The organism is Methylobacterium sp. DB0501 (assembly GCF_011043735.1).
GTDB lineage: Bacteria > Pseudomonadota > Alphaproteobacteria > Rhizobiales > Beijerinckiaceae > Methylobacterium > Methylobacterium alsaeris.
In genome coordinates, this window is sequence record NZ_JAAKGV010000035.1 from 19,547 (window position 1) to 45,635 (window position 26,089).

General features: G+C 70.7%; 26 protein-coding genes, 1 tRNA gene and 2 pseudogenes. 16 read left to right on the forward strand and 13 right to left on the reverse strand.

Going from position 1 to position 26,089, the window contains the following annotated elements; all coding sequences use genetic code 11:
* Nucleotides 1–64: 64 nt before the first annotated feature.
* The gene (locus tag G4G93_RS32555) at nucleotides 65–1,306 is read right to left on the reverse strand and encodes a glycosyltransferase family 4 protein (RefSeq protein WP_165091384.1); all 1,242 of its coding nucleotides are present in this window, start codon (nucleotides 1,304–1,306) and stop codon (nucleotides 65–67) included.
* A 156-nt stretch (nucleotides 1,307–1,462) separates the two neighbouring features.
* Between G4G93_RS32555 and G4G93_RS32560 the strand changes: the two genes are divergently transcribed.
* On the forward strand, nucleotides 1,463–2,350 hold the full coding sequence (locus tag G4G93_RS32560) for a DMT family transporter (RefSeq protein WP_165091386.1): 888 nt from the start codon (nucleotides 1,463–1,465) through the stop codon (nucleotides 2,348–2,350).
* Between the two features lie 130 nt (nucleotides 2,351–2,480).
* Here G4G93_RS32560 and G4G93_RS32565 read toward each other — a convergent pair whose 3' ends face one another.
* A complete protein-coding gene (locus tag G4G93_RS32565) occupies nucleotides 2,481–3,494 on the reverse strand; it encodes a magnesium transporter CorA family protein (protein ID WP_165091387.1) in 1,014 nt (337 codons plus the stop codon).
* A 193-nt stretch (nucleotides 3,495–3,687) separates the two neighbouring features.
* Between G4G93_RS32565 and groES the strand changes: the two genes are divergently transcribed.
* The 4 genes from groES (at nucleotide 3,688) to G4G93_RS32585 (ending at nucleotide 6,586) form a co-directional block, all read left to right on the forward strand.
* Nucleotides 3,688–3,975, forward strand: coding sequence for a co-chaperone GroES (gene groES, locus G4G93_RS32570; protein ID WP_060850025.1), 288 nt, complete (start codon nucleotides 3,688–3,690; stop codon nucleotides 3,973–3,975).
* Nucleotides 3,976–4,080: 105 nt separating this feature from the next.
* A complete protein-coding gene (gene groL, locus G4G93_RS32575; RefSeq protein WP_165091389.1) occupies nucleotides 4,081–5,721 on the forward strand; it encodes a chaperonin GroEL in 1,641 nt (546 codons plus the stop codon).
* Between the two features lie 137 nt (nucleotides 5,722–5,858).
* Nucleotides 5,859–6,101 (forward strand): type II toxin-antitoxin system Phd/YefM family antitoxin, encoded by a 243-nt coding sequence (locus tag G4G93_RS32580; protein WP_165091390.1) that lies wholly within the window; start codon nucleotides 5,859–5,861, stop codon nucleotides 6,099–6,101.
* Nucleotides 6,101–6,586 (forward strand): PIN domain-containing protein, encoded by a 486-nt coding sequence (locus G4G93_RS32585; RefSeq protein ID WP_165091392.1) that lies wholly within the window; start codon nucleotides 6,101–6,103, stop codon nucleotides 6,584–6,586. The genes G4G93_RS32580 and G4G93_RS32585 overlap by 1 nt, the downstream gene beginning before the upstream one ends.
* A gap of 42 nt (nucleotides 6,587–6,628) precedes the next feature.
* Here the strand turns inward: G4G93_RS32585 and G4G93_RS32590 are convergent, their stop codons facing one another.
* The 3 genes from G4G93_RS32590 to hemH all read right to left on the reverse strand — a co-directional run bounded on the left by G4G93_RS32590 (nucleotide 6,629) and on the right by hemH (nucleotide 9,331).
* Complete coding sequence (locus tag G4G93_RS32590) at nucleotides 6,629–7,408, reverse strand: SDR family oxidoreductase (protein ID WP_165091394.1); 780 nt, start codon at nucleotides 7,406–7,408, stop codon at nucleotides 6,629–6,631.
* Nucleotides 7,409–7,653: 245 nt separating this feature from the next.
* Nucleotides 7,654–8,196 carry a methylated-DNA--[protein]-cysteine S-methyltransferase gene (locus G4G93_RS32595; RefSeq protein ID WP_165091396.1) on the reverse strand — a complete coding sequence of 181 codons (543 nt, stop codon included), beginning with the start codon at nucleotides 8,194–8,196 and terminating at the stop codon, nucleotides 7,654–7,656.
* Nucleotides 8,197–8,254: 58 nt separating this feature from the next.
* Nucleotides 8,255–9,331, reverse strand: coding sequence for a ferrochelatase (hemH, locus tag G4G93_RS32600; RefSeq protein WP_165091397.1), 1,077 nt, complete (start codon nucleotides 9,329–9,331; stop codon nucleotides 8,255–8,257).
* A 223-nt stretch (nucleotides 9,332–9,554) separates the two neighbouring features.
* Here hemH and G4G93_RS32605 point away from each other — a divergent pair, with 223 nt between their 5' ends.
* Nucleotides 9,555–11,066: a bifunctional metallophosphatase/5'-nucleotidase gene (locus tag G4G93_RS32605; RefSeq protein ID WP_165091398.1), complete on the forward strand. Its 1,512-nt coding sequence runs from the start codon at nucleotides 9,555–9,557 to the stop codon at nucleotides 11,064–11,066.
* A 6-nt stretch (nucleotides 11,067–11,072) separates the two neighbouring features.
* Nucleotides 11,073–11,777, forward strand: a complete 705-nt coding sequence (gene ung / locus G4G93_RS32610) for a uracil-DNA glycosylase (RefSeq protein WP_165091400.1) — start codon at nucleotides 11,073–11,075, stop codon at nucleotides 11,775–11,777.
* A gap of 48 nt (nucleotides 11,778–11,825) precedes the next feature.
* Here ung and G4G93_RS36315 read toward each other — a convergent pair.
* A pseudogene (locus G4G93_RS36315) lies at nucleotides 11,826–12,048 on the reverse strand (inositol-3-phosphate synthase); the annotation flags it as partial.
* Between the two features lie 281 nt (nucleotides 12,049–12,329).
* Between G4G93_RS36315 and G4G93_RS32615 the strand changes: the two are divergent.
* Nucleotides 12,330–12,788, forward strand: a complete 459-nt coding sequence (locus tag G4G93_RS32615; protein ID WP_165091401.1) for a MaoC family dehydratase — start codon at nucleotides 12,330–12,332, stop codon at nucleotides 12,786–12,788.
* 90 nt (nucleotides 12,789–12,878) lie between these two features.
* Nucleotides 12,879–13,280 (forward strand): DUF4345 domain-containing protein, encoded by a 402-nt coding sequence (locus tag G4G93_RS32620; RefSeq protein ID WP_165091417.1) that lies wholly within the window; start codon nucleotides 12,879–12,881, stop codon nucleotides 13,278–13,280.
* A 73-nt stretch (nucleotides 13,281–13,353) separates the two neighbouring features.
* Here G4G93_RS32620 and G4G93_RS32625 read toward each other — a convergent pair whose 3' ends face one another.
* Both G4G93_RS32625 and G4G93_RS32630 read right to left on the reverse strand, forming a co-directional pair.
* On the reverse strand, nucleotides 13,354–13,773 hold the full coding sequence (locus G4G93_RS32625; RefSeq protein WP_395412842.1) for a DUF2147 domain-containing protein: 420 nt from the start codon (nucleotides 13,771–13,773) through the stop codon (nucleotides 13,354–13,356).
* 64 nt (nucleotides 13,774–13,837) lie between these two features.
* On the reverse strand, nucleotides 13,838–14,995 hold the full coding sequence (locus G4G93_RS32630; RefSeq protein ID WP_165091405.1) for a zinc-binding dehydrogenase: 1,158 nt from the start codon (nucleotides 14,993–14,995) through the stop codon (nucleotides 13,838–13,840).
* 132 nt (nucleotides 14,996–15,127) lie between these two features.
* Between G4G93_RS32630 and G4G93_RS32635 the strand changes: the two genes are divergently transcribed.
* From G4G93_RS32635 to G4G93_RS32650, 4 genes and pseudogenes are all read left to right on the forward strand, one after another.
* Nucleotides 15,128–17,152, forward strand: coding sequence for an FUSC family protein (locus G4G93_RS32635; protein ID WP_165091406.1), 2,025 nt, complete (start codon nucleotides 15,128–15,130; stop codon nucleotides 17,150–17,152).
* A complete protein-coding gene (locus G4G93_RS32640) occupies nucleotides 17,142–17,336 on the forward strand; it encodes a DUF1656 domain-containing protein (RefSeq protein ID WP_165091408.1) in 195 nt (64 codons plus the stop codon). Before G4G93_RS32635 ends, G4G93_RS32640 begins: the two co-directional genes overlap by 11 nt.
* A gap of 58 nt (nucleotides 17,337–17,394) precedes the next feature.
* Nucleotides 17,395–18,282: pseudogene (locus G4G93_RS32645) on the forward strand (efflux RND transporter periplasmic adaptor subunit); the annotation flags it as partial.
* Between the two features lie 350 nt (nucleotides 18,283–18,632).
* Nucleotides 18,633–18,719 (forward strand) — tRNA-Leu (locus G4G93_RS32650).
* Between the two features lie 142 nt (nucleotides 18,720–18,861).
* Here the strand turns inward: G4G93_RS32650 and G4G93_RS32655 are convergent.
* Entirely contained in the window at nucleotides 18,862–20,253 is a 1,392-nt protein-coding gene (locus G4G93_RS32655; RefSeq protein WP_165091410.1) for a PLP-dependent aminotransferase family protein, read from the reverse strand.
* A 136-nt stretch (nucleotides 20,254–20,389) separates the two neighbouring features.
* Between G4G93_RS32655 and G4G93_RS32660 the strand changes: the two genes are divergently transcribed.
* Both G4G93_RS32660 and G4G93_RS32665 read left to right on the forward strand, forming a co-directional pair.
* Nucleotides 20,390–21,250 (forward strand): DMT family transporter, encoded by an 861-nt coding sequence (locus G4G93_RS32660; RefSeq protein WP_165091419.1) that lies wholly within the window; start codon nucleotides 20,390–20,392, stop codon nucleotides 21,248–21,250.
* Nucleotides 21,251–21,351: 101 nt separating this feature from the next.
* Entirely contained in the window at nucleotides 21,352–22,341 is a 990-nt protein-coding gene (locus G4G93_RS32665) for an extensin family protein (protein WP_165091411.1), read from the forward strand.
* 121 nt (nucleotides 22,342–22,462) lie between these two features.
* Here G4G93_RS32665 and G4G93_RS32670 read toward each other — a convergent pair whose 3' ends face one another.
* From G4G93_RS32670 to G4G93_RS32680, 3 genes are all read right to left on the reverse strand, one after another.
* Complete coding sequence (locus tag G4G93_RS32670) at nucleotides 22,463–22,822, reverse strand: hypothetical protein (RefSeq protein ID WP_395412836.1); 360 nt, start codon at nucleotides 22,820–22,822, stop codon at nucleotides 22,463–22,465.
* Nucleotides 22,823–23,200: 378 nt separating this feature from the next.
* Nucleotides 23,201–23,572: a GCG_CRPN prefix-to-repeats domain-containing protein gene (locus G4G93_RS32675; RefSeq protein WP_165091413.1), complete on the reverse strand. Its 372-nt coding sequence runs from the start codon at nucleotides 23,570–23,572 to the stop codon at nucleotides 23,201–23,203.
* A gap of 147 nt (nucleotides 23,573–23,719) precedes the next feature.
* Complete coding sequence (locus G4G93_RS32680) at nucleotides 23,720–24,454, reverse strand: lysophospholipid acyltransferase family protein (RefSeq protein WP_165091420.1); 735 nt, start codon at nucleotides 24,452–24,454, stop codon at nucleotides 23,720–23,722.
* Nucleotides 24,455–24,729: 275 nt separating this feature from the next.
* Here G4G93_RS32680 and G4G93_RS32685 point away from each other — a divergent pair, with 275 nt between their 5' ends.
* Complete coding sequence (locus G4G93_RS32685) at nucleotides 24,730–25,749, forward strand: TRAP transporter substrate-binding protein (protein ID WP_165091414.1); 1,020 nt, start codon at nucleotides 24,730–24,732, stop codon at nucleotides 25,747–25,749.
* Here the strand turns inward: G4G93_RS32685 and G4G93_RS32690 are convergent.
* The coding region (locus G4G93_RS32690) for an EAL domain-containing protein (RefSeq protein ID WP_165091415.1) at nucleotides 25,674–26,089 on the reverse strand (416 nt) is incomplete at its 5' end. The genes G4G93_RS32685 and G4G93_RS32690 overlap by 76 nt on opposite strands.

A 26,089-nucleotide genomic window follows, 5' to 3' on the forward strand; every position in this document is an offset into this window, starting at 1 on the left:
AAGGCCGGACGCGGCGTGTCCGGGGTGGTTCACGCCTCGTGGCGAAGCGGCGGCGCCAGCCTTATCACACCGCCCGCGCCAGCGGCCGGGCTTGGTCCCCCTGCCCGGCCACCTCCCGGTACACCCGCTCCAGCCCGTCGAGGTGCCGGTCCATGGTCGGCGGGTCGGCCCAGAACAGGTCGTAGGCCGCCCGCCCCATCCGCAGGGCGGTCGCGTCGTTGGCAAGATGCGCCATGGCGTCGGCGAGCGAGCGGGGATCGTTGGAGCGGAACCACAGGCCGCTCTCGCCGTGGCGCACCGCCTCGCGGCCGGCGCAGACGTCGCTGACGAGGACGGGCGTGCCGAGGCCTAACGCTTCGAGCACCGTGAGGGGCTGGCCCTCGTACCAGACCGATGGGAAGACCAGGGCGCGGGCCGCCCGCAATACCGCCTTCACCTCGCCCGGGCTCTGCCAGCCGAGGAACGACGCCTCGGGGAAGCGTGCTTCCAGCTCCGCCCGCATCGGCCCGTCGCCGGCGAAGACCGCCCGCGCCCCGGCGAGGCGCGCGGCCTCCCCGAAGAGTCCGGGCCCCTTCTCTGGCGAGAGGCGGCCGACGAAGACGAAGTCGCCGGGCGCCCCGGTCCTGTGGCCGAGGGGTTCGGCATCGACCGGGTTCGGCACGTCGAAGTAGCGCAGGTCCGCCGGCAGGTAGGGGGCAAGGGCATCGCGCTGCAGCCGGCTGATGGTGATCATCGCGTCGATGCCCTCGACGAGGCCGGTGCGGCGCATCAGGGCGTGGCGGGCGACCCGCATCAGCTTGCGCGGATAGGTGCGCGAATCGCAGTTGTGGGTCAGGCAGGCCGGTCCGTTCGGGACCCGGTGGCAGGTCGCGGCGACGGGATAATCGTAGAAACCGCCATTCGGGCAAGCGAGGTAGTATTCGTGCGCGGTGTAGACCACCGGCGCAGCGCTCCCCCGCAGCACCGGGCCGATCGAGGGCGACAGGGCCTTGGCCCAGGCATGGACATGCACCACCGTGTCGCGCGGGTCGGACCCGGCGATGAGGGCGCCGAGCTGCGCGGCGGCGGGGGCGTTCCACAGCCATTGCACACCGAACGCGGCGAGGGACCGGGCCTTGGTCACGTCGGTCTGGCCGAGGAGCACGACCCGCACGCCCGCCGCCTCCAGGCGCGGATCGGCCGGGCCGACGGCGGCGAACAGCACGACCTCGTGCCCGCGGCGGGCGAGCCCGATCGCGCTCTCGAGCGAGACCTTGGCCTGGCCGCCGTTGATGTAGGCGTGGTCGGCGACGAGGATGACCTTCATGACCGCTTCCCTGGGATGACCGCGTCCCTGGCCGCCTCGCGCGGATCGGGGGCCAGGATGGGTCCGACCCCTTAAGGAAACGCCTAAGCGGCAGGGTGCATCGCCGCTCGCATCCCCCCTTGCGCGGCGGCCGCCGGCGGGCCATCCGCCTTGCGCATGCACGCCCGCCCCACCTCCCCTGCCTCGGCCATCCTGCTCGCCGCCCTCGGCATTGGGCTCCTGTCGCTGATGGACGCCACCATCAAGGGCCTGTCCGACCGCTACGGCGTCACCGGCATCGCCTTCGCGCGCTACATTGTCGGCACCCTGGTGATGGCGGCCGTCCTCGCGGTGCTGCGCCCCGGCTGGCCGTCGGCCGAGACCTGGCGCACGAACGGCCTCAGGGCGGTGCTGGTGGTGGTGACCGCGCTCTGCTTCTTCCACGGCCTGTCGGTGCTGCCGCTCGCCGAGGCGCTGGCGCTCTCCTTCCTGAGCCCGATCTTCATCGCGCTGTTCGCCGCGCTCCTCCTGCGCGAGCGGGTGCGGCCGCCGGTCTGGGCCGGGCTCGTCGTCGGCTTCGTCGGCGTCGGGATCGTGGTTGCGGGCCAAGTGGGTTCCGGCGGGATCGGGGCGGACGATCCGGTGCGGGGCGCCGGCTCGGCCTGGGGCATCGCGGCGATCCTCGCCTCGGCCCTCACCTACGCGCTCTCGATGGTGCTGCTGCGCGCCCGAGCCCGGCACGACCCCGTGGTGACGATCGTGGCGATCCAGAATGCGGGACCGGCCGCGATGCTGGCCGCCCCCGCGGCCTTCACCTGGACCCCGGTCGCGGCCCCGGACTGGGCGCTCCTCGTCCTGGTCGGCGTGCTCGGGGTCGCCGGTCACCTGGTGCTCAGCCGCGCCTACGCGAAGGCCGAGGCGTCGCGGCTCGCCGCGATGGAATACACCGCGCTCCTCTGGGCAATCGGCCTCGGCTACTTCGCTTTCGGAGAGGTGCCGGGGATGGCGACGCTGGCGGGAGCGGGGTTGATCCTCGTCGGGTCGGCGCTGGCGGCGCGGCGGTGAGGCAGGTCGGGACTCCGTGATCGATCCGGCCGACGGGGTTCATGAGCTCCGCGTCATCCCGGCGCCGCATGAGCGGAGCCCGGAATGACACGGTGGGTTTAACATCTTTACAGATCGATCGAACAGACTCTCAGAACCACCCCTTCATCTTGAAATACACCGCCGGCGCCAGCGCACTCAGGGCGATCACCGCCAGTCCGTACGGGTACCCCCAGGCCCAGTCGAGCTCCGGCATGTGCTTGAAGTTCATGCCGTAGACCGAGGCCATCAGGGTCGGCGGGATGCCGATCACCGAGACCACGGTCAGCACCCGGAAGGTGTTGTTCTGCTCCATGTTGATGAGGCCGAGGGTGGCGTCGAGGAGGAACTGCACGGTCTCGGACAGCCGGGTCTCGAACTCGTCGAGGGAGGCGATGTCGAGGCGCAGGCTCTCGAAGCGGGCCCTCTCCTCGGCTTTGAGCCAGCTCTCGGCCTCGCCGGCGACGTAGGGGACGATGCGGCCGAGGCCGAGCAGCGAGGAGCGCAGCTTCGCCAGCGCCTTGCCGCGCCGGCCGATGGCGCGCAGCAACCGTCGCAGGGCGAGGTCGCGGCGCTTCGGCGCGAAGGGCGGGGGCGAAGCCGCGTCGCGTCGGGCGTTGGCGTTGCCGTTGGCGCTGACGTCGAAGGTGAAGACGCGGGTCGAGAGCGAATCGAGCTCGTCGCTCGTGGTCTCCAGCGTGTCGGCCATGCGGTCGATCAGTTCCTCGATCAGGGCGAGGAATGTCTCGACGCTGGAGGCCGGCCCGTCGCGCTCGGCCTGGCGCGCCTTGACGGTGTCGAAGGCGGCGAGCGGCTGGAACCGGATGGTCAGGAGCCGCTCGGGCGTGAGCACGAAGCCGAGCGGGCGCAAGCTCAGGTCGTCGTCGCGAAAGGCGACCATCGGGGTGCTGAGATAGAATGCGTCCCGGCGCCGGTTGAGCCGGCGGGAATTCTGCACCTCGCTGAGCGCCGCCCGCGACGGCACCGCGAGGCCGGTCACGGATTGCGCGAGGGCCGTCTCCGCCTCGCTCGGGTCCTCGAGGTCGAGCCAGGTCCCGTGGGCCGGGGGCGCCGCGCAGGCCTGCCCCTCGGCGACGACACCCTCGGCGCCGTGCAGCGTGATCATGACCTCGGGGCCCCCTCGCGCCCTGGAATGTTTCCCGCAAGCCACAGGCCAGCGCCTTGACTCGGGTCCGCGCCCCGATTATCTCCACGCCAGCCTTAGCACTCACCTCATGGGAGTGCTAATGCCCGGGTTGGCAGGCGGCTTCGGCGCCAGCACCAACCGCAATGCGTTCTGCGAAGCAAGAGGGCAGCACATGCAATTCCGTCCGCTGCACGACCGTGTCGTCGTCCGTCGCATCGAGAGCGAGGAGAAGACCAAGGGCGGCATCATCATCCCCGATTCCGCCAAGGAGAAGCCGCAAGAGGGCGAGATCGTCGCCGTCGGCCCCGGCGCCCGCGACGAGTCCGGCAAGCTCAACCCCCTCGACGTCAAGGCCGGCGACCGCGTCCTGTTCGGCAAGTGGTCCGGCACCGAGGTCAAGATCGACGGCAAGGACCTCCTCATCATGAAGGAGTCCGACATCATGGGCGTGCTGGCGTAATCGCCGCTCCCTGAAGAAGCCCTGAAGCCCGACGGCGGCGCCCCTCCCGGGAGCTGACGCCGGACGGCTTTCCCCTGCAACACCGATCTAAAGTGAGGAATCACCATGGCAGCGAAAGACGTTCGTTTCGCCTCCGACGCCCGCGAGAAGATGCTGCGCGGCGTCGACATCCTGGCGGATGCGGTGAAGGTCACGCTCGGCCCGAAGGGCCGCAACGTCGTGATCGAGAAGAGCTTCGGCGCCCCGCGGATCACCAAGGACGGCGTGACCGTCGCCAAGGAGATCGAGCTCGCCGACAAGTTCGAGAACATGGGCGCCCAGATGGTGCGCGAAGTGGCCTCGAAGACCAACGACATCGCGGGTGACGGCACCACCACCGCGACCGTGCTGGCCCAGGCGATCGTCCGTGAGGGCGCCAAGTACGTCGCCGCCGGCATGAACCCGATGGACCTGAAGCGCGGCATCGACCTCGCCACCCAGGCCGCCGTGAAGGACATCCAGAGCCGCGCCAAGAAGGTGTCGGCTTCGGAGGAGATCGCCCAGGTCGGCACGATCTCGGCCAACGGCGACAAGGACATCGGCGAGATGATCGCCCATGCCATGCAGAAGGTCGGCAACGAGGGCGTCATCACGGTCGAGGAGGCGAAGACCGCCGAGACCGAGCTCGACGTCGTCGAGGGCATGCAGTTCGACCGCGGCTACCTCTCCCCGTACTTCATCACGAATGCGGAGAAGATGATCGCCGAGCTCGAGGACCCCTACATCCTCATCCACGAGAAGAAGCTGTCGTCGCTCCAGGCGATGCTGCCGGTGCTCGAGGCCGTCGTTCAGACCGGCAAGCCGCTGCTGATCGTCGCCGAGGACATCGAGGGCGAGGCGCTGGCCACCCTGGTGGTCAACAAGCTGCGCGGCGGCCTGAAGGTCGCGGCCGTGAAGGCGCCGGGCTTCGGTGACCGTCGCAAGGCCATGCTCGAGGACATCGCGGTCCTGACCCAGGGTCAGATGATCGCCGAGGACCTCGGCATCAAGCTCGAGAACGTGACCCTCCCGATGCTCGGCCGCGCCAAGCGCGTCCGCATCGAGAAGGAGAACACCACGATCATCGACGGCGCCGGCGAGAAGTCGGACATCGAGGCCCGCGTCGCCCAGATCAAGGCGCAGATCGAGGAGACCACCTCGGACTACGACCGCGAGAAGCTCCAGGAGCGTCTGGCCAAGCTCGCGGGCGGCGTCGCGGTGATCCGCGTCGGCGGCGCGACCGAGGTCGAGGTCAAGGAGAAGAAGGACCGCGTCGACGACGCCCTCCACGCCACCCGCGCGGCGGTCGAGGAAGGCATCGTTCCCGGCGGCGGCACCGCGCTCCTGCGCGCCAAGAAGGCCGTGGCCGCTCTCACGAGCGACAACCCGGACGTCCAGGCCGGCATCAAGATCGTCCTGAAGGCCCTTGAGGCCCCGATCCGCCAGATCGCCAGCAATGCCGGCGTCGAGGGCTCGATCGTGGTCGGCAAGATCACCGACAAGGGTGACTCGGAGACCTACGGCTTCAACGCCCAGACCGAAGAGTACGTCGACATGATCCAGGCCGGCATCGTCGACCCGGCCAAGGTCGTGCGCACCGCCCTGCAGGACGCCGCTTCGGTGGCCGGCCTGCTGGTGACGACCGAGGCGATGGTCGCCGACGCGCCCAAGAAGGACTCCCCGGCTCCGGCGATGCCGGGCGGCGGCATGGGCGGCATGGACTTCTAAGTCCAGCCACTCGGTTCTGAGAGACGAGAGGGGTCGCCGCAAGGCGGCCCCTTTTCTTTTGCGCCTAAGGACGATGCCTGCTTGCCGATTTGGCGAGCAAGCGTACAATGTGACCATTGTAGTCACGCGAGGGTGTCATGCGTGAGATCCAGCTTCGGGACGCGAAGGCGACCCTGTCGGCCGTCGTCGACGATGCGGTCCGTGGCGAGCCGAGCGTCATCACGCGCCACGGCAGACCTGAAGCCGTCGTACTGTCGTTCGCTGAATGGCAGCGACTTTCGACTGTGCCGAACTTCGGCAGGCTCCTCGCGTCGTCGGGACTGCGTGACGGCGATCTACCAGAGAGAGACCGGACACCTCTGCGCGACATCGACTTTTGATGTACCTCCTCGACACCAACATCCTGTCAGAAGGAGCGCCGACGAAGGGGCAGGATCTTGGATTTGGGGATTTCGCTGACTGGCTTGAGGCCGCCGCGGATCACCTCTGGCTGTCGGTCGTCACGATCGCTGAAATCGCGGCCGGGATCGAACGATCAGTCATCAAGGGCGAAGCGCGAAAGGCGGCACGATTGCGCGCTTGGCTGGAGGTCGTAGAACACCTCTATGCCCCCCGCATCCTGCCTCTCAATCGCGATGCCGCCCGCCTGTCCGGAATCCTGTCGGCACGTGCCCGGATGGCAGGAGCTTCACCAGGGCTTGCCGATGCTGCGATCGCTGCGACGGCCGAACTGCACGGCTTGCGCGTACTGACCCGCAACGCGAAGGACTTCGTGCCGATGGGTGTCGCCTTCATCAATCCCTACGAGTCCGGCCTGCCCCCGATTCCCACGGGGCATGAACGTCGTCCGGATCGAGAAGACTGAAGAAACCGGGGGTCGCTCTGCGCTGTCAAAGTCCCCCGCGTGTTATCCCGGGCTCGCCGCAGACCCCGCGAGCAACCCGCCGTCCAAACTCAGCTCGGCCCCCGTCATGTAGGCGGCTTCGTCCGACGCCAGCATCGCGGCGACCGCCGCGACCTCCTCGGGCGCTCCGAAGCGCTTGAGCGGGGTATCGGCCACCAAAGCCGCCATCCTGTCTTCGCGCCCGGGCCCCTCCCCCAGCATAGGCTCCCAGATCGGGGTCAGGATCGCCGCGGGGTGGATCGAGTTGCAGCGGATCGCCCAGCCTTGCTGCGCGCAGTAGAGCGCCACGCTCTTGGCGTGGTTGCGGATCGCGGCCTTCGAGGAGGCATAGGCCGCCGCCGCCGGGATGCCGACGAGGCCGGAGCGCGACGAGATGGTGATGATCGAGCCTGTGCCGCGCGTCTTCATCGCTCGGATCGCGTAGCGGCAGCCGAGGAAGGTGCCGTCGAGGTTGACGCGGTGGACCGCTTGCCAGTCCGCCAGGGTCGCGTGCTCGGGGTCATGGGCGACCGGCCCGGTCTCGAAGCCGGTGATGCCGGCATTGTTGACGACCACGTCCGCCTGCGGGACGAGGTCCGCCAGGCGCAGCCAGTCCTCCTCGCGGGACACGTCGAGCCGGATGAACCGTGCATCGATCGCCGCGGCGGTCGTGGTGCCGGCGGCCTCGTCGATATCCGTGACGATCACGTCGCCGCCTTCCTGGCGGAAGCGGGCCGCGATGGCCTGCCCGATGCCGCTTGCGGCGCCGGTGATGACACAGGTCTTGCCGGTCAGTCGCTGCATGGTGGTCTCACAGACGAAAGAAAATCTGCGGCGTTGATCTAATTACAAACGCGAACGCTTCTCGACGTCATCCAGGGGCTCGACGACGTCGAGAACCCGGGATCCATAATCGTTGACGGTTCAGGATCAGGCGAGAGGCGTTCCGTTTCATTCCTCGTCGTCAGCGTTTATGGATCCCGGGTTCCGCTTCGCGGCCCCAGGATGACGATGGAGAGTTTCAAGACCGTCCATGGCTCGTACATCTCTTACTCCAGATCCAGCCGCCCCTGCCGCCCGCCGAGCGTCACCCCCTCATGGGCAAGCAGCCACTGTTTGCGGTGGAGCCCGCCGCCATAGCCGGTGAGGCTGTCATTCGCCCCGATCACCCGGTGGCACGGCACCACGAGGCCGACTGGGTTGGCGCCGTTGGCGAGGCCGACCGCCCGCACCGCCTTGTCGCGGCCGAGGCGCTGAGCCAGGGCGCCGTAGCTCAGGGTGGCGCCGGCCGGAATGGCCCGCAGCGCCGCCCAGACCTCGCGCTGGAACACGGTGCCGTTGGTGCGCACCGCGAGCCCGTCGATCGCCCGGAGAGCGCCGGCGAAATAGGCCGTGATCGGCTCGGCGAGCGCCGGCGGCAGGGGGGCGTCGCTCATGGAGAAGGCGGTGCCGTAATGCAGCCGCAGCAGGCGCCGCATCCGCGCCTCGTGGTCCGACCAGTCGAGAGCGCGCAAGGCTGCGTCCTCGTCGAAGACCAGCAGCATCGTGCCGATCGGAGTCGGCAGGGTGCCGAGAAGGAAGGTCGCGGTCATGCCCGACCTTAACCCCGGTGCGGGGCCGCCGCGACGGACGGGGCGGCCCGTCCACCGCTCAGTCGATCCAGCCCTTCAGTTCGCGGGCGACGACGTGCTCGATCACCCGCATGCCCTCCGGGCCGTCGTTGAGGCAGGGCAGGTAAGCGAAGTGCGTTCCGCCGCCATCCTCGAAATAGTGCCGGTTCTCGCCGTCCAGCTCTTCGAGGGTCTCGAGGCAGTCGGCGGTGAAGCCCGGCGCCACGATGGCGAGGCGCTTCACGCCCTGCGCTGCAAGCTCCTTCACGGTCTCGTCGGTATAGGGCTTCAGCCATTCCTCGTTGCCGAAGCGCGACTGGAAGGTCGTCCGCATCCGCTCGGGCGAGTAGCCCAGAGCCTCGCGGATCAGGCGGCCGGTCTTCACGCACTGGCAGTGATAGGGATCGCCCTTCATCAGGTACGATTTCGGCACGCCGTGGAACGAGGTGAGAATGACCTCGGGCTCGAAATCGAGGGCGGCGAGGTCGCGGCGGATCGCGCTCGCCACCGCCTCGATGTAGACCGGGTCGTCGTGATAGGGCGGCGAGACCCGCACGGTCGGCTGCCAGCGCATCTTCATCAGCGCCCGGAACGCCTGGTCGCAGGCGGTGGCCGAGGTGGCGGCGGCGTATTGCGGATAGAGCGGCACCAGGAGGATGCGGTCGCAGCCCTGGTCGAGCAGGGCCTGGATGCGCTGGTCGACCTCCGGCTTGCCGTAGCGCATCGCCCAGTCGACGACGACACGATCCCCCATCGCCGCCTGCAGCTTCTCGGCCTGGCCGCGGGTGATGGTCTTGAGCGGGCCCTCGTCCTTCTCGTTGTTCCAGACCGAGGCGTAGTCGCGCCCCTTCGGGCCCGGGCGCTTGGTCAGGATCACGAGGTTGAGCAGCGGCCACCAGATCGCGCGCGGCACCTCGATCACCCGCCGGTCGGACAGGAACTCCTTGAGGTAGCGGCGCATCGGCCAGTAGCTCGTGCCCTCCGGCGTGCCGAGATTCATCAGGAGCACGCCGACCCGGCCCCAGCGCACGGCCGGGTGGCCGGCCGGCAGGGCACCAGCCTGCGCGACGGGGGTGGCGCCGCGGGAGAGCGCGGCGTTCGGGGTCACCTCGTTCATGATCGTCCGGTCTGCTCTCGTGGTGGCCCGGAGGCTGGCGCGCCAGGGTCCGGGCGTCTTCGGCCCGTGCGTCGTCGCCCCGGGTGCCCGCTTACATAGCGCAATGGCCGCCCGAACCAACGCGTCGTGACGCTGCACCGCGGTGCGCGCGCGACATGCAACGGTCAAGATGACCGTGAGACAGTGACGCGCCCCGGGCGCGCCTCGCCCCTCGGAGACCCGCATGACCGCTCCCAGCCGCCGCCAGACCCTCGCCCTTGGCCTCGGTGCCGGCCTTGCGGGGCTTGCCGGCGGACCTGCCGCCGCGCGGGGGCCGGACGTCGACGTCACCCTGGTCCTCGTCAACGACATCTACCGCATGGGCGCGGTCGACGGCCGCGGCGGGTTTCCGAAGCTCGCGGCGGTGGTCAGGGCCGAGCGGGCGAAAGGCCGGCCGGTCCTGGTCTGCCACGCGGGCGACACGCTCTCGCCCTCGCTGATGTCGGGCATCGACAAGGGCCGCCACATCATCGAGCTGACCAACCTCATCGAGCCCGACGTGTTCGTGCCGGGCAATCACGAGTTCGACTTCGGCCAGGACGTCTACCTGGAGCGGATGCGGGAGGCGAATTTTCCGGTATTCGCCGCCAACCTGCGCCGGCCCGACGGCACGCCGGTCCCGGGCACGAGCGAATCCACGATCCTGACGATCGGCGGGATCAAGCTCGGCATCGTCGGCATCGCGCTGCCCGACACCCCGGCGAAGTCGCAATCGGGCGACTGGACCTTCGCCCCGGCCCTCTCGACGCTCGCCCGCGAGGCGGCTGCCTTACGGGCGGCGGGCGCCGAGATGGTGCTGGCGGTCTGCCACACCGACCGGGCGACCGACGACGTCCTGGTGGCGAGCCGCCACGCCGACATCGTCCTCTCGGGCCACGACCACGACCTGGCCCTCCGCTACGACGGCCGCACGGTCTTCGCCGAATCCGGCCACGACGCCGAATACGTCACCGCCATCGACGTGAAGGCGGAGGGGACCGGCAGGGCCCTGACCTGGACCGCCGCCTTCCGCATCCACGACACCGCCGAGATCGAGCCCGACCCGGAGGTGCTGGCGGTGGTGCAGCGCCAGGAGGCCGACCTCGCCCGCGAGCTCGACGTGCCGCTCGGCCGGGTGACCAATCCCCTCGACACGCGCATCGACGCCGTACGCCGGGGCGAGGCGGCCTTCGGCGACCTCGTAGCGGATGCGCTCCGCCACGCCGCCGAGGCCGAGATCGGTCTGATGAACGGCGGCGGCATCCGCGGCAACCGGACCTATCCGGCCGACAGCGACCTGACCCGCCGCGACGTGCTGACCGAATTGCCCTTCGGCAACACCTCGGTGCTGGTGAAGATCACCGGCGCCCAGGTGCTCGCCGCCCTCGAGAACGGATTTTCGGAACTCGGCCGCTCCGCCGGCCGCTTCCCCCAGGTCTCCGGGATCACCGTCACGGTCGATGCGGGCGCGCCCGTCGGCAAGCGTGTCGTGGAGGTCCGCGTCGGGGATGCGCCCCTCGACCCGGCCCGCACGTACACCGTGGCGGCCAACAACTTCATGCTCGCCGGCGGCAACGATTACGGGATGCTGGCGGACGGGAAGACCCTGGTCGGCGCCACCGACGGCACGCTCGTCGCCAACGTGGTGATGTCCTACATCCGGGCCAACGCGCCTCTGACCATCGCGACGGGGCGCCTCACCATCCGCCGCCCCTGAGGTTCGATGCCGACCGACGAGTCCGTGGCGGGCGCCCTCGCCCGCTTCCGCGCCAGCCATTCCCCCTGGCTCGCCCTGCCGTTCTTCCGGGACGGCAGCGCCGAGCGGGTGGCGGAGGCGGTCGATGCCCGCCGGGAGGCCGGGACCCGGGTGCTGCCGGCGCCCGAGGCCATCTTCAACGCGCTCACCCTGACGCCCCTCGACCAGGTCCGTGCGGTGATCCTCGGCCAGGACCCCTACCCGACGCCGGGCGACGCCCACGGCCTCGCCTTCTCGTATGTCGGCGGGCGCCGGCTGCCGGCCTCGCTGAAGGTGATCCTCGCCGAGATGGCGGAGGAGACCGGCTCCCCCCTGCCCGCCACCGGCGATCTCAGCCCCTGGGCGCGCCAGGGGGTGCTGCTCCTCAACTCGGCGCTGACCGTCGAGGCGGGGAAGTCCGGCGCGCACATGAAGCTCGGCTGGTCGGCGCTGGCCGACCAGGCGGTGTCGGCAGTCTCCGCCGAGCGCCCGGCGGTCGCCTTCCTGCTCTGGGGCGCACCGGCCCGCCAGCGTGCCGCGCTGATCGACGGCGACAAGCATCTGGTGCTCGAAGCGGGTCACCCCTCGCCCCTCAACCGCAAGGCGGATTTTCGCGGCAGCCGGCCGTTCGGGCGGGCGAATGCGTGGCTGAAGGAGAAGGGTCTGGAGCCGATCGACTGGCGGTTGACGTAGCGGGAGATGCTCGGGGGTCCGGTTTCGTGGCGTGACGCGAACCTCCTCCTACCGTCCCTCCCCCGCCACGAAGGCCGGAATCCGCCGGTGCGCCTCCTCGTCGGCGAACTGCTCCGGCGGCGACTTCATCGGCCGGGCGGACGGCCCGACCAGGCCCCGCCGACGCCGCGCTCCCGCGCCAGGGCAGCGCACCGCATCGGCGACGACGCCGGCGGAATATCGGCGCATCCCACACCTGCGGCGTCAGCTCGAGGTTCAGCGGCACGCCGCCGCCCGCGCCCGGTGGCCGCCGGGATCGGGGCTCATCAGGCCCGGCACCGTCTCGCCGTGGCCGGCCTCGCGGTGATGGGTCGGGCCCTGCACGAAGGAGGACGCGCAGTTGCCGATGCCCGCGATCGCGACCTACAGGCTCTCCTGGCCCACTGCCGGCCCTCCTTCGGACAAATCGACTCCGGGACCGGGCGGAACACGCCACCGGAGTATCAATCCCCGATCGAGCGTGGCCGTGCGCGCAGGCCCGGCCTAAGGTGGCGGCGAACGGGAGGAGGACGCATGGAGATCTTCGACGGGCCGGAGGCCCTGAGGGCGGCGATCGGGCAGGAGATCGGGGTCGGCGAGTGGATCACCGTCGACCAGGCGATGATCGATCGCTTCGCCGAGGCGACGGACGACCACCAGTGGATCCACGTCGATCCGGAGCGGGCGGCGCGCGACTCGCCCTACGGCGCCACCGTGGCGCACGGCTACCTCACCCTGTCGCTGGTGCCGCGCTTCATCGCCGGGGTGCGCCGCCTGGAGGGCTTGCGCCTCAGCCTGAATTACGGCCTCGACCGGGTGCGCTTTCCCGCGCCGGTGGTGGTGAATTCCCGCCTGCGCGGCCGGGTGCGGGTGGCCGCCGCCCTCGACGTGGCGCCGCGGGGCCTGCGCACCACCTACGGGGTGACGGTGGAGATCGAGGGCGCCGAGAAGCCGGCCTGCCTCGCCGAGGCGGTGGTGCTGCACCACTGGTGACCCACACGTCCCCTTGAACCGCGCGTGCTCTTGAACCGAGGGTCCCTTGACGGATTGTCCGGGGACAACGGTGAGGCTGTCGGGATGACCTTGGAGACGGAGCGGCGCGCGTTGCAGCGCGTGGTGGCGGTGGCGGGGCTGGTGCCGGTTCTGGGCGGGCTCTACGGCGTGCTGTTCGGCCAGGCGGGCCTCGGCGGCGGCGCCTTCGACGTCTCGACCGACAGCCATTTCCGCTACCTGTCGGGCCTGCTGCTCGGAATCGGCCTGCTGTTCTGGTCGACGATCCCCGGCATCGAGACCAGGATGTCGCTGTTCCGCTTCCTGACGATGATCGTGGTGCTGGGTGGCCTGTCCCGGCTCCTCGGGCTGTGGCTGACCGGGGTGCCGTCGCTGACCATGCTGGCGGCGTTGGGCATGGAGCTGGTGGTCACGCCGCTTCTGTGCCTGTGGCAGATCCGGGTGGCGAACCGGGCGGGGGCGGCGGTTCTGTAGATCGAGGCGGTCGGCGCCCGCGCATCAATCCTCCCCCGCGGAGGGGAGGGAGGGTTCGGGGGCGTGGCGCCCCTCAGTCCACCCGCGTCCACAGCTGCTTCTTGCAGATCAATCCCCCCAGCACGCAGCCCGACAATTCGAGCACGTTCGGCCCCTTCATGGCGAGCTTGCCCGAATAGGTCTTTCCATCGCGAAAGTTGTAGAGGGAGCCCTCCCAGCCCTCGCCGGCCGGGCGCATGTCGCGGGTCAGCGCCACGCCGACGAGGCTGCGGCCGCGCAACGAGGCGTCGGGGTTGTTCACGTCCTTGGTCTCGCCGGCCATCACCTTGGCGATCGTGCCGCAATACCCGGCGCCGCAGCGGGCGATGCGGATCTGCGAATCGCGCCCGGGGGTCAGCCAGGTCCCGGTGGGCTGGGGACCCACCTGCGCCCGGGCGAGGGCCGGCGCGCAGGCGAGGAACAGGGCGGCGAGGAGAACGGGACGCAACGGCATGGGCTCCGGCAACCACGAATCGGGAGCCCTGACCTATCGCCTTCGCGCCCGTCCCGCCATCGGCTCAGGCGACCAGGTCCGGGAACGGCACGATGGTCGATTTCACGGTCTTCATCGCCATCGCGTCCTTCACCGCCTGCGACACGCCCTCCTGGGTGAAGGGATAGACGGTCTGCATCTCGAGCCACGGATACTTGTCCCGGGCGCGGTAGAGCATGTCGACGCCCAGCGGCAGGTCGTTGCCGGTGAAGGCCCAGGAACCGAGCACGTTCAGGTCCTTGGAGCAGATCCGGTGCCAGGAGGTCTCGATCTTTCCCGCATCGGTGAACTGGCCCATCTCGACATAGGTGCCGCCGTCGCGCAGGAACTCGATGCCCTCGGGGCCGGCACTCGGGTGGCCCGAGCAATCCATGACGAGGTCGGCACCGAAGCCGCCCACGATCTCGCGCACCGCCGCGATGCGGGCCTCGGGCGTCGTCACCTCGGTGATGTCGACGGTGGCCTCGGCGCCGAACTTGCGGGCGAGCGCCAGCCGCGGCTCCTCCGGCGCGCCGACGCAGATCACCCGGCCGGCGCCCATCTCCTGGGCGGCCGCGACCGCCAGGATGCCGATCGGGCCGGAGCCCTGGATCACGACGGTGTCGCCCCACTTGAAGCCGCCCGCCTTGGTCGCCCGGTTGAAGGCGCGGATGCAGGAGGTCAGGGGCTCGGACAGCGCGCCGAGGCGCAGCGACATGTCGTCGGGCAACTTGTAGACCTTGGTGCCCGGCAGCATCTCGAGGTCGACATAGACGTATTCGGCCCATCCGCCCCACAGGTGGGGCGCCTTGTCGAAGCCGAGATAGCGCCCGTAATAGACCGGGGTCAGGCACTTGTTGGCCTGTTCCGGGTAATGGACGCAGTAATAGCAGTGCCCGCACGGCATCAGCGGCGGGATCATCACCTTCGAGCCGACCTGGAGCGGCTTCTCCATGAAGTCGGCCGTGAACTCGTCGCCCTTCTCGACGATGACGCCGCCGATCTCGTGGCCGAGCGTGAAGGGCCACGGCAGGGGCTTCGGCCAATGGCCCTTGAGGATGTGCTGGTCGGTGCCGCAGACGCCGCAGGCGCCGACCTTGATGAGCGCCGCCTTGCGCGGAACCTTCGGCCAGGGCACCGATTGGATGACGGGTTCCGCCCCGGGGCCCGCGAACGTCGCGACGCGGATCTCTGGCTTGCTCATCGGCGCTTCCTCGGCTGGTCGTTCTGGCGCGGCGCGCGGCCGCGGGCCGGGTCGCTGCCCGGCTGCCCCCAGCCTATCATCGAATTCGAATTGTGCATCCCAATCGGGCGCGATCGATCGCGAGGTCGGACGATGGCCGAGGTGAACGCCGCGGAGGCCACCGGGCGCCGCACCTGGATCGACGCGATCCTCGACCGGATCGAGCCGCCGCCGCTCTCCTCCTGGGCCTACGCCCTGCGGATCTGGCTCGCCATGATGCTGGCGCTCTATGCCGGGTTCTGGCTCCAGCTCGAGAGCGCGTCGTCGGCCGCCGTGACGGTGGCGATCCTCGCCCAGCCGCGGCGCGGCCAGGCCCTGTCGAAGGCGGCCTATCGCTTCCTCGGCACGCTGGTCGGCTTCGCCGTGGCGATCCTGTTCACCGCCCTGTTCGGCCAGGACCGGGTCGAGATGCTGGTGGCCTTCGCGCTCTGGATGGGGCTCTGCGTCTTCGTCGCCAACTACCTTCAGGGCACCAAGGCCTACGGCGCCATGCTGTCGGGCTACACGGTGGCGATCATCGCCATCAACAACATCGACGCGCCGCAATCGGTGTTCGAATCCGGCGTCGCCCGCGTCGCGGCGATCACCCTGGGCGTCGTGTCGATCACCTTCATCAACGACGCGCTCGGCGCGCCCTACGTCTTCCCCGACCTCAGCGCCGGCATGGCCAAGGCTCGCGACGCAGTCCGCGACTTCGTCCGACGGGCCGTGCGCGAGGGCGATCCGGGGCCCGAGACCGCCGCCGACACGATGCGCCTGGTGGCGGCCCCGCGCGACGCGGTCGGCGTGGTCGCGACGGAGTTCCACGACGGCGAGAACCGGGCGGCGGGGGCGCGCAGCGCCGTCGCCGCCCTGTTCGCCGCGGTGGCGGCCGCGCGCTCCTTCGCGCTCTGCGTCGCGCGCTCCGGCGACCCGGACGGCCTGCGGGCACGGGTGCTCGCCGGCCTCGACGGCGACCGCGACGCCCTGCCCGCCCTGGTGGCCCGCCTCGACGGACTCGCCGCGCGCGGCGACGCGGACCCCGATGCGGTGCTGCTGCACCGGCGCGCCATCGACCTCCTGCGCCAGGACCGGCTCGCCGAGGACGGCATCGAGGCGCTGGAGACCGGCCGCGAGCCGCTGCGCGACATGCGCCTGCCGGTGCACCGCGACTTTCCGGACGCCCTGCGCAACGCCGCCCGGGTGGTGATCACCATCGCGATCAGCGCCGCGCTCTTCGTGCTGAGCGGCTGGCCCGCCACCTCGGCGGCGCTCCTCCAGGTCTCGGCCTTCGCGGCGCTCGCCTCGATCAACCCGAACCCGGTCGGCTTCGCCACCGGTGCCTTGTGGGGGATGCCGCTCGCCGCGGCCTGTGCCGGCATCGTCGAGTTCATCGTGCTCGACGGCGGCCAGGGCTTCCCGCTCCTCGCCATCGCGATGGCGCCGGTCATCATCGTCGCCTGCCTGCTGAGCCTGCGGCCGGCGACCGCGAGCCTCGGCTTCATCCTGCTGGTATTCTTCCCCGTCGTGCTGGCGCCGGCGAACCCGCAACCGTACAACCCGGAATCCTACATCAACTCGACGGTGCTGTTCTGCGTCTCCGGGCTGATCCTGTTCCTGGTGATCCGGATCGTGCTGCCGACCTCGAACGCCCAGCGCCGGCGCTGGTCGCTCCGGGCCGCGCGGGCCGACGTGATCGAGGCGCTGTCGGGCGAGCCGCAGGAGGCTGAGGAGCGGGTCAACCTCGATGCCGACCGCGTCGTGCAGTTCGCCGGCTGGGGCGGCACCGCGGGCGCCGTGCGCCGCGCCACCCTGCGCCACGCCTTCGCGCTCGCCGCCCTCGACACCGCCGCAGCCGGCGCGCAGGCCGGCCTCAACCGGCTCGCGGGTGTACCGGCCTATGACGGCGCCGTGCACGAGGCCCGCGCCGCCCTGCGGCGGGCCGAAGCCGAGCCGCTTCGCCGGGCGGGCGCCGCGCTGCTGGCCGCCGCCCGTGCGGCCCCGGCGGAATCGCGCCGCACCGCGACGAGGGTTGTGGCCGACCTCACCACCGCGTCCTATGTCGTCGAGGGGCAGGGCCGGGTGCTGCGGCGCCTCGGCCTGTGGGGGGCCGGGACGCGGGCTGGCGATGTTTCATGAACTGACGATCGGCGGGGTGCTGGTCTCTCCCTTCGTCGCCTACGCCGCGGCCGCCCTGGCGATCCTGCTGGCCGTGCGGCCGCTCCTGCGGCTGATGCGGTTCGAGCGCGTCTTCGCCAACCCGCCGCTGGCCGAGGCAGGGATCTACGTGTGTATCCTGGCGCTCCTGATCGTGCTGGTGTGAGACGCGGCGCCTGGGCGAAGCCGCTTCCCGCATGGCGAAGCGATCGACCGGACAGCCCATGAGGAGGGGATCGGTGGCGGTGAAGCGGACGACCCGGGGACGCCGGCTGTTGCGGATCCTCGCCACGCTGGTGGTGCTGGTGCTGGCCGCGGCCGCCGCCCTGATCGTCTGGGAATACTACGTCACCGCGCCCTGGACCCGGGACGGGCGGGTGCGGGTGCAGGTGTCGAGCATCGCCCCCCAGGTCTCGGGCCAGATCACCGAACTGCGCGTGGTCGACAACCAGTTCGTCCACATGGGCGACGTGCTCTACGTGATCGATCCGTTCGACTTCAAGGTCGCGCTCGACTCGGCCAAGGCCGACGTCGAGAACCGGGCCGCCGACCTGCAGGTCAAGCGTGCGCAAGCCGCCCGGCGCGAGGCGCTGACGACCGTCTCGACCTCGATCGAGGAGAAGCAGCAATTCGCCGGAACCGCCAAGCAGGCGGAGGCCGCCTTCGCCGCGGCCCAGGCGCAAGCGGCGCAGGCCGAGGTCAACCTGCAGCGTACCGAGGTGAAGAGCCCGGTCAACGGCTACGTCACCAACCTGCTCCTGCGCGTCGGCGACTACGCCACCGCCGGCACCCGCAACATCTCGGTGATCGATTCCGATTCGTACTGGATCGACGGCTATTTCGAGGAGACCAAGATGGGCCATATCCGGGTCGGCGACCCGGCGACGGCGGCACTGATGGGCTATGCCGAGCCGATCCGCGGCCGGGTCGACAGCATCACCCGCGGCATCAGCACCCCGAACGCCGCGGCGAGCACGCAGGGGCTCCCCAGCGTCGATCCGGTCTATACCTGGGTCCGGCTCGCCCAGCGGGTGCCGGTGCGCATCCGCATCGAGCAGGTGCCGCCGAACCTGGCGCTGGTCGCCGGCATGACCGCGACGGTCTCGGTCGGCGCCTATGCCGAGCACGGCGACCGCCTGCGCGACGTGTTCAGCGCCTTCGTCGACCGGATCGGTCCGCAGCGGCCGCAGGGCGCGGGCGTGGCGCCCGCCGGGGTCACCACGACGGTGAAGGGCACGCGCGACGTCTCGACCCTGCCGGTCACCGATCCGAAGGCCGGTCCGAGCGCCGAGCAGATCGCCCCCGGGATCGCGCCGGGCATCAACGAGGCCCCGGAGACGGCCCCGGCGAAGGAAGCGCCTCCCAGGGAGCAGCGCGGTTCGCATCGCCAGGGCAACGGCCGCACCGCACGGGATTGACACGCTCCCGCTTCGCACGGCACAGGAGAGGGGCTTCACCGCGCGCGGGCGTGGCGGAATTGGTAGACGCAGCGGACTCAAAATCCGCCGTCCTCACGGATATGTCGGTTCGAGTCCGACCGCCCGCACCACCAGCTCGGCTCGTAGCGTCCTCGCTCGCCCGGCTGGAAATCGTCCCGTCGACACGCTCGACATCCACCGCATCGGTCCCCAGTGCGGAACCGACAGACTCTCGGCTCGAGAGCCGGCCGGACGCGGGATCGCGTCGCCGCCCTACCCCTCCGGCGCGGCGAGCGCTCGCTTCAGCACCGGCATCACCCGCGGATCCCCCATCTGCGCCACATTGAAGCGCATGCGCTGCGACGCCGTGCGCGACACGCTGAACACGTCGCCCGGCGCCAGCACCACGCCCTCGCGCAGGGCCGCCCGGGCGACGGCCGCGGCGTCAAGCGCATCGGGCAGGCTGCACCAGAGATAGAACCCGCCCCGCGGCATCAGCCAGGGCCGGATGCCGAGATCGGCCAGCCGCTCGGCGGCCTCGCGCCGCGCCCGGGCGAGGCGACGGCGCAGGGCCTCGAGGTGCTTGCGGTAGGCCCCGTCGCCGACCGCGCCCGCCACCAGTTCCGCCGCGACGGGGCTCACCCCGCCGAAGCTCGTCGCCACCTGAAGGTCGATCAGCGCCTCGATCCATTCCGGCTTGGCGGCGACGTAGCCGCAGCGGATCGAGGCCGAGAGGGTCTTGGAGAAGCTGCCGATCCGGATCACCCGCTCCACCCCGTCGAGGGCGGCGAGGCGCGGCGACGGCTCGGGCTCGAAGGGGGCGAAGATGTCGTCCTCGACGATGGTGACGTCGTGGACGGCGGCGGCGTTGAGGATGCGGTGGGCGACCGGGGGCGAGAGCGTCGCCCCCGTCGGGTTGTGGAGCGCGGCGTTGGTGACGTAGAGCCGCGGCCGGTGCGCGGCGGCGGCGTCCGCGAAACGCTCCAGGTCCGGCCCCGCCGGGGTGTAGGGCACGCCGACCACCTCGGCCCGGTGGGCGCGCAGCAGCGCCTGGAAGTTGAAGTAGCAGGGATCGTCGACCAGCACCGTGTCGCCGGGCCGGACCAGCAGGCGGCAGATCAGGTCGATCGCCTGCGTGCCGGAGCCGGTGAGCAGGATCCGGTCCGGGCCGAGGCTCAAACCTTCCTCGGCGAATTGCCGGGCCAGCAGCTGCCGCAGGCGCAGCGGGCCCCGCGTGGCGCCGTAATCGGTGAGCACCGCATCCTCGGCCCGGACGAGGTGGCGGGCGGCGCGGCGCAGGGAAGCGAGCGGCATCCACTCCGCCGGCAGCCAGCCGCAGCCGGGCTTCGGGATGTCGGGCTCGCCGTCGAGGGATTGCCGCGAGACCCAGAGCGGATCGACCGCCCGGTCGAGCCGCGGACCAATCTCGGCCAGCGTCGGCGGCGGGGCGGCGGAGGCGGCGTAGAAGCCGGAGCCGGGGCGCGAGCGCACCACCCCCTCGGCCGCCAGCCGTTCATAGGCCTCGATGACGGTCGAGGGTGAGACGCCCATGCTGGCGGCGAGCCCCCGGACCGACGGCAGCCGCTCCCCCGGCGCCAGCCCCCGCGACGCGATCCGCCCGCGGATCGCCTGCATCACCGCGGCCGTGCGCCCGCCTTCCGTCATTGCAGATCCTTCGATCGTGCGGCTCGTGCCACCCATACAGTTCGGGGAAACCGTATGGGATTGTGCCTTCGTGGGCCAGCCGGACGGCCGTATGGCTGTTGCCGTGCAACGTCGCTGTCCGGGAGAGAAGCGAATGATGCCGCGATCGGCGGACGGGTGGGGCAGCGGGCTCCTCGGAGTGGTGATCTTCAGCGGCTCGCTCCCGGCGACCCGGGTGGCGGTAGGCGGCTTCTCGCCGCTCTTCCTCACCTCGGCGCGGGCGGTGATCGCGGCACTCCTCGGGGCGGCCCTGCTCTGGGGCCTGCGGCAGCGGCGGCCGGCGCGGTCCGACCTCGCCTCACTGGCCATCGTGGCGTTCGGCGTGGTGGTGGGCTTCCCGCTGCTGACGGCCCTGGCGCTCCAGCACGTCACCTCGGCCCACTCGATCGTGTTCATCGGCCTTCTGCCGCTGGCCACCGCTTTGTTCGGGGTGCTGCGCGGGGGGGAGCGGCCGCGGGCGGCGTTCTGGGCCTTCTCGCTCGTCGGCAGTGCGGCGGTGGCGGGCTTCGCGCTGGTCCAGGGCGGGCCGGCCTCGCTCGCCGGCGACGTCCTGATGCTCGCCGCGATCCTGCTCTGCGGGCTCGGCTACGCGGAGGGCGCGGCCCTGTCGCGCCGGTTGGGCGGCTGGCAGGTGATCTCCTGGGCGCTGGTGCTCTCCCTGCCGGCCATGCTGGTCCTCGCTCTCGCCACCCGGCCTGCGGGCGTCGCGGGGGTCGGCGCGCCGGCCTGGCTCGGGCTCGCCTACGTCTCGGTGTTCAGCATGCTGGTCGGCTTCGTGTTCTGGTACCGAGGCCTGGCGCGGGGCGGGATCGCCGGGGTGGGCCAGCTGCAGCTGCTCCAGCCCTTCCTCGGCCTGGCGCTCGCCGGGCTGCTGCTCGGCGAGCCGGTCGCCCCGTCGATGATCGCCGTGACCGGCCTCGTCGTGCTCTGCGTCGCGGGGGCCAAACGGTTCGCCTGAATGGGGATCGCGCGGGGCGGCGGGCATCGCTCCATCCTGGGCCAGGGGCAGACGGCGAGGATTGACGCGGCGTTTACGGCATCGTGCGCATCTTACGCACCATGCGTCGTGGCATCGTAGCGTTCTCAGCCCTCACGCTCTTCGGACTGGGGCTCACCGGATGCGCGCTCAACCGCTTTGAGCAGCGCGAACCCTGGCGGAATCAGGCCGAAGAGGTCTGCCTCGCCCAGAAACTCGTTCGCCCGAGCGAGGACATCCAGCCGGTCAAGGAGATCGACGGGCCGGGCGTCTGCGGCATGGTGCATCCGTTCCGGGTGACCCGGCTCGCCGGCGGCACCGTGGCGCTCAAGCAGCGCATGACGCTGGCCTGCCCGATCATCCCGGAGGTCGAGGCCTGGCTCGCCGGCACGGTGCAGCCGGCCGCGCAGATCTATTTCGGCCAGCCGGTGGCCGAGATCAATTCTGGCTCCTATTCCTGCCGGGGCCGCAACAACCAGGTCGGGGCGAAGCTCTCGGAACACTCGTTCGGCAACGCCGTCGACGTGATGTCTTTCCGCTTCGCCGACGGATACGTGGTGACGGTGAAAGGCGGCTGGCGCGGCACCGAAGCCGAGCAGGGCTTCCTGCGCGAAGTGTTCCTGGGCGCGTGCAACCACTTCACCACGGTGCTGGCACCGGGATCGAACATCTACCACTACGACCACCTGCACCTCGATCTCGCGCGGCACGACCCGCGGGGCCTGCGCCGCATCTGCAAGCCGCTGATCAAGTACGAGTCGCAGCTGCCGCCGCCGGGCACCCCGCTCTCGCCGATCCGCAAGAAGCCGCCGGCCTGGCAGCCCGCCCCCGACCCGGCGCCGATCGATATCGAGCAGGACGATCCCTACGGCCTGTCGCCGACGAGCGCCCGGGAGACAGGCACCAAGGTCGCGCATACGCCGGCCCCCTCCCCGGCGTCCCGTCCCGCGCCGGTTCACGCCTACGCGCCGCCGCCCTCCCCCGCCCCGCGACCGTCCCTGGCCGCCGAGCCTCGGGCCGTGCCGGAGCCGCTGCCGATCGGCCCGACCTGGTCGTCGGGGCCGATCTACTGACCGGACGAGTGCGGATACCGTCCGCCTTTCCGGTTTGGTGACACCCTCCCCGTCATCCCGGAGCCGAGGCCGGCGCCCGGAATGATGGGGAGGGTGTCGGTTCGCCGGAGCGGGAACGGGGTTACGCCACCGCGCCGCCCAGATCCGCCACCACGGCGCGCCGCGCCGCCGCGTTCTCGGCCAGGCGATGGACGTGCATCTCGGTCGCGCCGCGGGCGCGCGCACGGGTGAGCCACCCGCAGGCGAGGCGCTCGCGCGGGTTGTCGCCGGCAGCGGCCACCGCCACCAGCTCGGCGGTACCGTCGCCGCCGCGGCGTACCGCGATCACCACTGCCTCGCCGACCTCCGCCGGGTCGTCGTTGAGGGCGTGGATGCCCACCACGTAGCGGCGGCCCGACTGACCGCGCCAGGCGCTCAGCGGCAGGGCCGGGGTGCCGCGCAGGCCGGTGGCCGTTCTCAGGCGCTCCTCACGCACGTCCATTCTCCTCGCGCGGTCGTTCTGGATGTCCCGCATCGCCACAGACCAGGACAGGGCTCGTTTGTTCGCCATTTGTTCCAGCCTAGTTCCGATTCCGCAGGTCCGTCAAGCGCGAACGATCGACGTTCGATCCCGCCGTTCCAGGATGCCGACGCTTCGGTTCGACCTCGAGCACGCACGAGATCGGGGGACCGTTGATCCATCTCGAATTTCCGATGCCAAGCCCGGAAGTCCGGAACCTCGGACTTGGCATCGAGAATTCGAGGACGGGACTAAAGTCGTTGTCTACAGCCGCCGGTATGAGAGATCTGGCGATGAGGGTTCGGCGCTTCAAGACGCCAGGGGCGCGACGGCCGGAAAAACCGGCCGCCGCGCGCTCACTCACCAGCGATGGTGCCAGCCGTGATGGCCCCAGCCGCCGCCGCCCCAGCCGACGCGGTGCCAGCCGCCGCCATAGCCCCAGGGACGCCCCCAGCCGCCCCGGTGCCAGCCGACCCGACGGTAGCCGTAGCCCCAGGGCCGGTGCCAGCCGACCCGGCGATAGCCGTAACCCCAGCGCGGGCCGACGACGACCGTCCGGTAGCCGACGACCGGGGCGTAGAAGACCCGCGGGCCGAGATTCGGGCGGCACCAGCCGCGCCAGTTCCGGTGGAATCCGGGGCCGCAGCCGTCACGGGCTTCCGCGGTCGTTCCCGTGCCGACCAGGGCACCGAGGGACAGGATCGTGGCGCCAGCCACCATGCTCCAACGCATCATAGCCTCCTGTTTGCGAGGCCCTTGAAATGCACGAGAGGACGAAATCGTTTCACAGGTTACGAAGAGTTAACGATTTGCCGGGGAGACGTGCCACGGCTGCGCTCAAGTCGATGAATGGACGTTCAGGTCTCACCCTGACGTCCCTTACGCCCGCATCGCCCCGCGGGGGGCGCCGGCCTCGCGCACCAGGGCGTCGGAGGCGGTCTCGATGCGCTGCTGCAATTCGGGCAGGAAGGCGTCCCGGGCCAGGCCCGGGGGGATCACCGGCAGGAACTCGATCACCGCGGTGCCGGGCCGGTAGGTCAGGCGGCGACGGCCCCAGAACACCCCGGTATTGAGCGCGACCGGCAGGCACGGCACGCCGAGGCGGTCGTACATGTGGGCGACGCCGTACTTGTAGGCCGGCGGTGCGCCCACGGCCCGGCGGGTGCCCTCCGGGAAGATGATCAGGCGACGGCCGTCGGCCATCGCGGCGGCGGCCTCCTCGTTCATCAGCGCGAGCGCCCGGGAGCCCTTCGAGCGGTCGATCGCCACCATCTCGCTGCGGGCGAGGTACCAGCCGAACAGCGGCAGCCACATCAGCTCGCGCTTGAGGATGTAGGAGAAGTCGTCGAGCACCGTGACGAGCGCGACCGTCTCGAGCGCCGACTGGTGCTTGGCGGCGACCAGCACGGCCCCGGCCGGGCGGTGCTCCAGGCCGCGGAATTCGACCTTGAGGCCCACGATCGCGTGCAGGAGCTTCAGGGTGATCCGGCCCCAGGTCTGGGCGAGCCAGACGACGCTGCGCCGGTTGGCGAGGGTCGGCAGGCCGCCGATCAGGAGCGCGGCGGTGACGAGGTAGAACGTGACGGTGAACAGGATCGAGCGGACGAGCGGCATGACGGGCGGCAAAGCGAACCTTCGGGCCGGCCCCCACGGGCGCGGACGCGAGACAGCGGCACCCGGTCGAAGCGCCGCCCGCGGGAACGCGGTGCGCTCTCCTTAGAGCATTTCGGCGGCCGCGGAACAGGGGATGGGCCGGGCCGGGGCAGACGGATCGCCGAGGGCGGATGCCGGAGCGGAGAAAACGTGCTTTAAGCCTCGACGGACCCGCGCAGGAGACGCGGGCGACGGGAATTCGGTCCGCGCCAGGCGCGGACAATCAGGAGGACGCCATGACCACGCTCACGCGCCGCCGCGCGCTGCATCTCGCCGTCTCCGGCGCCGTCGCGGGCCCGGCGGTGCTGCGCATCACCCGGGCACACGCGGCCGAGTTCAGCCTGAAGGCCGCCAACAACACCCCGATCAGCCACCCCCTCACGGTCTACATGACCAAGGCGGCGGACGGGATCCGGGAGGAGACCGGCGGCAAGGTCGACATCAAGCTGTTTCCCAACAACCAGCTCGGCGGCGACACCGACATGCTGAGCCAGCTGCGCTCCGGCGCGCTGGAATTCTTCACCCTCTCGCCCCTGATCCTCGCCACCCTGGTGCCGGCGGCCTCGATCAGCGGCGTCGGCTTCGCCTGGAGTTCCTACGACAAGCTGTGGCCGGCGATGGACGGCGATCTCGGCGCCCATGTGCGGGGACAGATCGAGAAGTCGGGCCTCTTCGCCTTCGACCGCATCTGGGAGAACGGCTTCCGCCAGACCACCTCGTCGACCCGGCCGATTCTGAAGCCGGAGGACTTCAAGGGCTTCAAGATCCGGGTCCCGCCGAGCCCGATGTGGACCTCGATGTTCAAGGCCTTCGACGCCGCCCCGATGACGATCAACTTCGCGGAGGTGTACTCGGCGCTGCAGACCAAGATCGCCGAGGGCCAGGAGAACCCGCTGACCCTGATCGACACCGCCAAGCTCTACGAGGTGCAGAAATACCTCTCGAAGACCAACCACATGTGGGACGGTTTCTGGCTGCTGTCGAACGGCAAGATCTGGCGCGGCCTGCCGCAGGACGTGAAGACCGTGATCGCCAAGCACTTCAATACGCAAGCCGTGGCGCAGCGCGCGGACATGGCCCAGCGCAGCGGCACGACCGAGCAGGACCTGCGCGCCCGCGGCCTCACCATCCAGGACGTCGATACCAAGGCGTTCCAGGCCAAGCTGCAATCGGCCGGGTTCTACAAGGAGTGGAAGGGCAAGTTCGGCGACGACGCCTGGGCGCTGCTCGAGAAGCACACCGGGCCGATCGCCTGACGCCCCTCCCGACGGCCTGACCGCCTGACGCCCCTCCCGACGGCCTGACCGGTCACGGGGCGGCCGAACAGGAAGCCCTGCGCCTCGGTGAACCCCTCCTCGCGCACCACCGCGAGCTGGGCCGGGGTCTCGACGCCCTCCGCCACCGTCTCGATGCCGAGCCGGCGCCCGAGCTCGGACACGATGCCGACGATCGCCCGGCAATCCGGCCGCTCGACCGCGTCGCGCACGAACGAGCCGTCGATCTTGATGCGGTCGAACGGGAAGGCGCGGACCCGGGCGAGCGACGAGAAGCCGACGCCGAAATCGTCGAGCGAGATCCGTACGCCCATGGCGTGGA

Bases quoted from the DNA above. Each gene is read 5' to 3' on its own strand.
- G4G93_RS32555 (WP_165091384.1), bottom strand. From the start codon at position 1,306: ATGAAGGTCATCCTCGTCGCCGACCACGCCTACATCAACGGCGGCCAG.
- G4G93_RS32560 (WP_165091386.1), top strand. From the start codon at position 1,463: ATGCACGCCCGCCCCACCTCCCCTGCCTCGGCCATCCTGCTCGCCGCC.
- G4G93_RS32565 (WP_165091387.1), bottom strand. From the start codon at position 3,494: ATGATCACGCTGCACGGCGCCGAGGGTGTCGTCGCCGAGGGGCAGGCC.
- groES (WP_060850025.1), top strand. From the start codon at position 3,688: ATGCAATTCCGTCCGCTGCACGACCGTGTCGTCGTCCGTCGCATCGAG.
- groL (WP_165091389.1), top strand. From the start codon at position 4,081: ATGGCAGCGAAAGACGTTCGTTTCGCCTCCGACGCCCGCGAGAAGATG.
- G4G93_RS32580 (WP_165091390.1), top strand. From the start codon at position 5,859: ATGCGTGAGATCCAGCTTCGGGACGCGAAGGCGACCCTGTCGGCCGTC.
- G4G93_RS32585 (WP_165091392.1), top strand. From the start codon at position 6,101: ATGTACCTCCTCGACACCAACATCCTGTCAGAAGGAGCGCCGACGAAG.
- G4G93_RS32590 (WP_165091394.1), bottom strand. From the start codon at position 7,408: ATGCAGCGACTGACCGGCAAGACCTGTGTCATCACCGGCGCCGCAAGC.
- G4G93_RS32595 (WP_165091396.1), bottom strand. From the start codon at position 8,196: ATGACCGCGACCTTCCTTCTCGGCACCCTGCCGACTCCGATCGGCACG.
- hemH (WP_165091397.1), bottom strand. From the start codon at position 9,331: ATGAACGAGGTGACCCCGAACGCCGCGCTCTCCCGCGGCGCCACCCCC.
- G4G93_RS32605 (WP_165091398.1), top strand. From the start codon at position 9,555: ATGACCGCTCCCAGCCGCCGCCAGACCCTCGCCCTTGGCCTCGGTGCC.
- ung (WP_165091400.1), top strand. From the start codon at position 11,073: ATGCCGACCGACGAGTCCGTGGCGGGCGCCCTCGCCCGCTTCCGCGCC.
- G4G93_RS32615 (WP_165091401.1), top strand. From the start codon at position 12,330: ATGGAGATCTTCGACGGGCCGGAGGCCCTGAGGGCGGCGATCGGGCAG.
- G4G93_RS32625 (WP_395412842.1), bottom strand. From the start codon at position 13,773: ATGCCGTTGCGTCCCGTTCTCCTCGCCGCCCTGTTCCTCGCCTGCGCG.
- G4G93_RS32630 (WP_165091405.1), bottom strand. From the start codon at position 14,995: ATGAGCAAGCCAGAGATCCGCGTCGCGACGTTCGCGGGCCCCGGGGCG.
- G4G93_RS32635 (WP_165091406.1), top strand. From the start codon at position 15,128: ATGGCCGAGGTGAACGCCGCGGAGGCCACCGGGCGCCGCACCTGGATC.
- G4G93_RS32640 (WP_165091408.1), top strand. From the start codon at position 17,142: ATGTTTCATGAACTGACGATCGGCGGGGTGCTGGTCTCTCCCTTCGTC.
- G4G93_RS32655 (WP_165091410.1), bottom strand. From the start codon at position 20,253: ATGACGGAAGGCGGGCGCACGGCCGCGGTGATGCAGGCGATCCGCGGG.
- G4G93_RS32660 (WP_165091419.1), top strand. From the start codon at position 20,390: ATGCCGCGATCGGCGGACGGGTGGGGCAGCGGGCTCCTCGGAGTGGTG.
- G4G93_RS32665 (WP_165091411.1), top strand. From the start codon at position 21,352: ATGCGTCGTGGCATCGTAGCGTTCTCAGCCCTCACGCTCTTCGGACTG.
- G4G93_RS32670 (WP_395412836.1), bottom strand. From the start codon at position 22,822: ATGGACGTGCGTGAGGAGCGCCTGAGAACGGCCACCGGCCTGCGCGGC.
- G4G93_RS32675 (WP_165091413.1), bottom strand. From the start codon at position 23,572: ATGCGTTGGAGCATGGTGGCTGGCGCCACGATCCTGTCCCTCGGTGCC.
- G4G93_RS32680 (WP_165091420.1), bottom strand. From the start codon at position 24,454: ATGCCGCTCGTCCGCTCGATCCTGTTCACCGTCACGTTCTACCTCGTC.
- G4G93_RS32685 (WP_165091414.1), top strand. From the start codon at position 24,730: ATGACCACGCTCACGCGCCGCCGCGCGCTGCATCTCGCCGTCTCCGGC.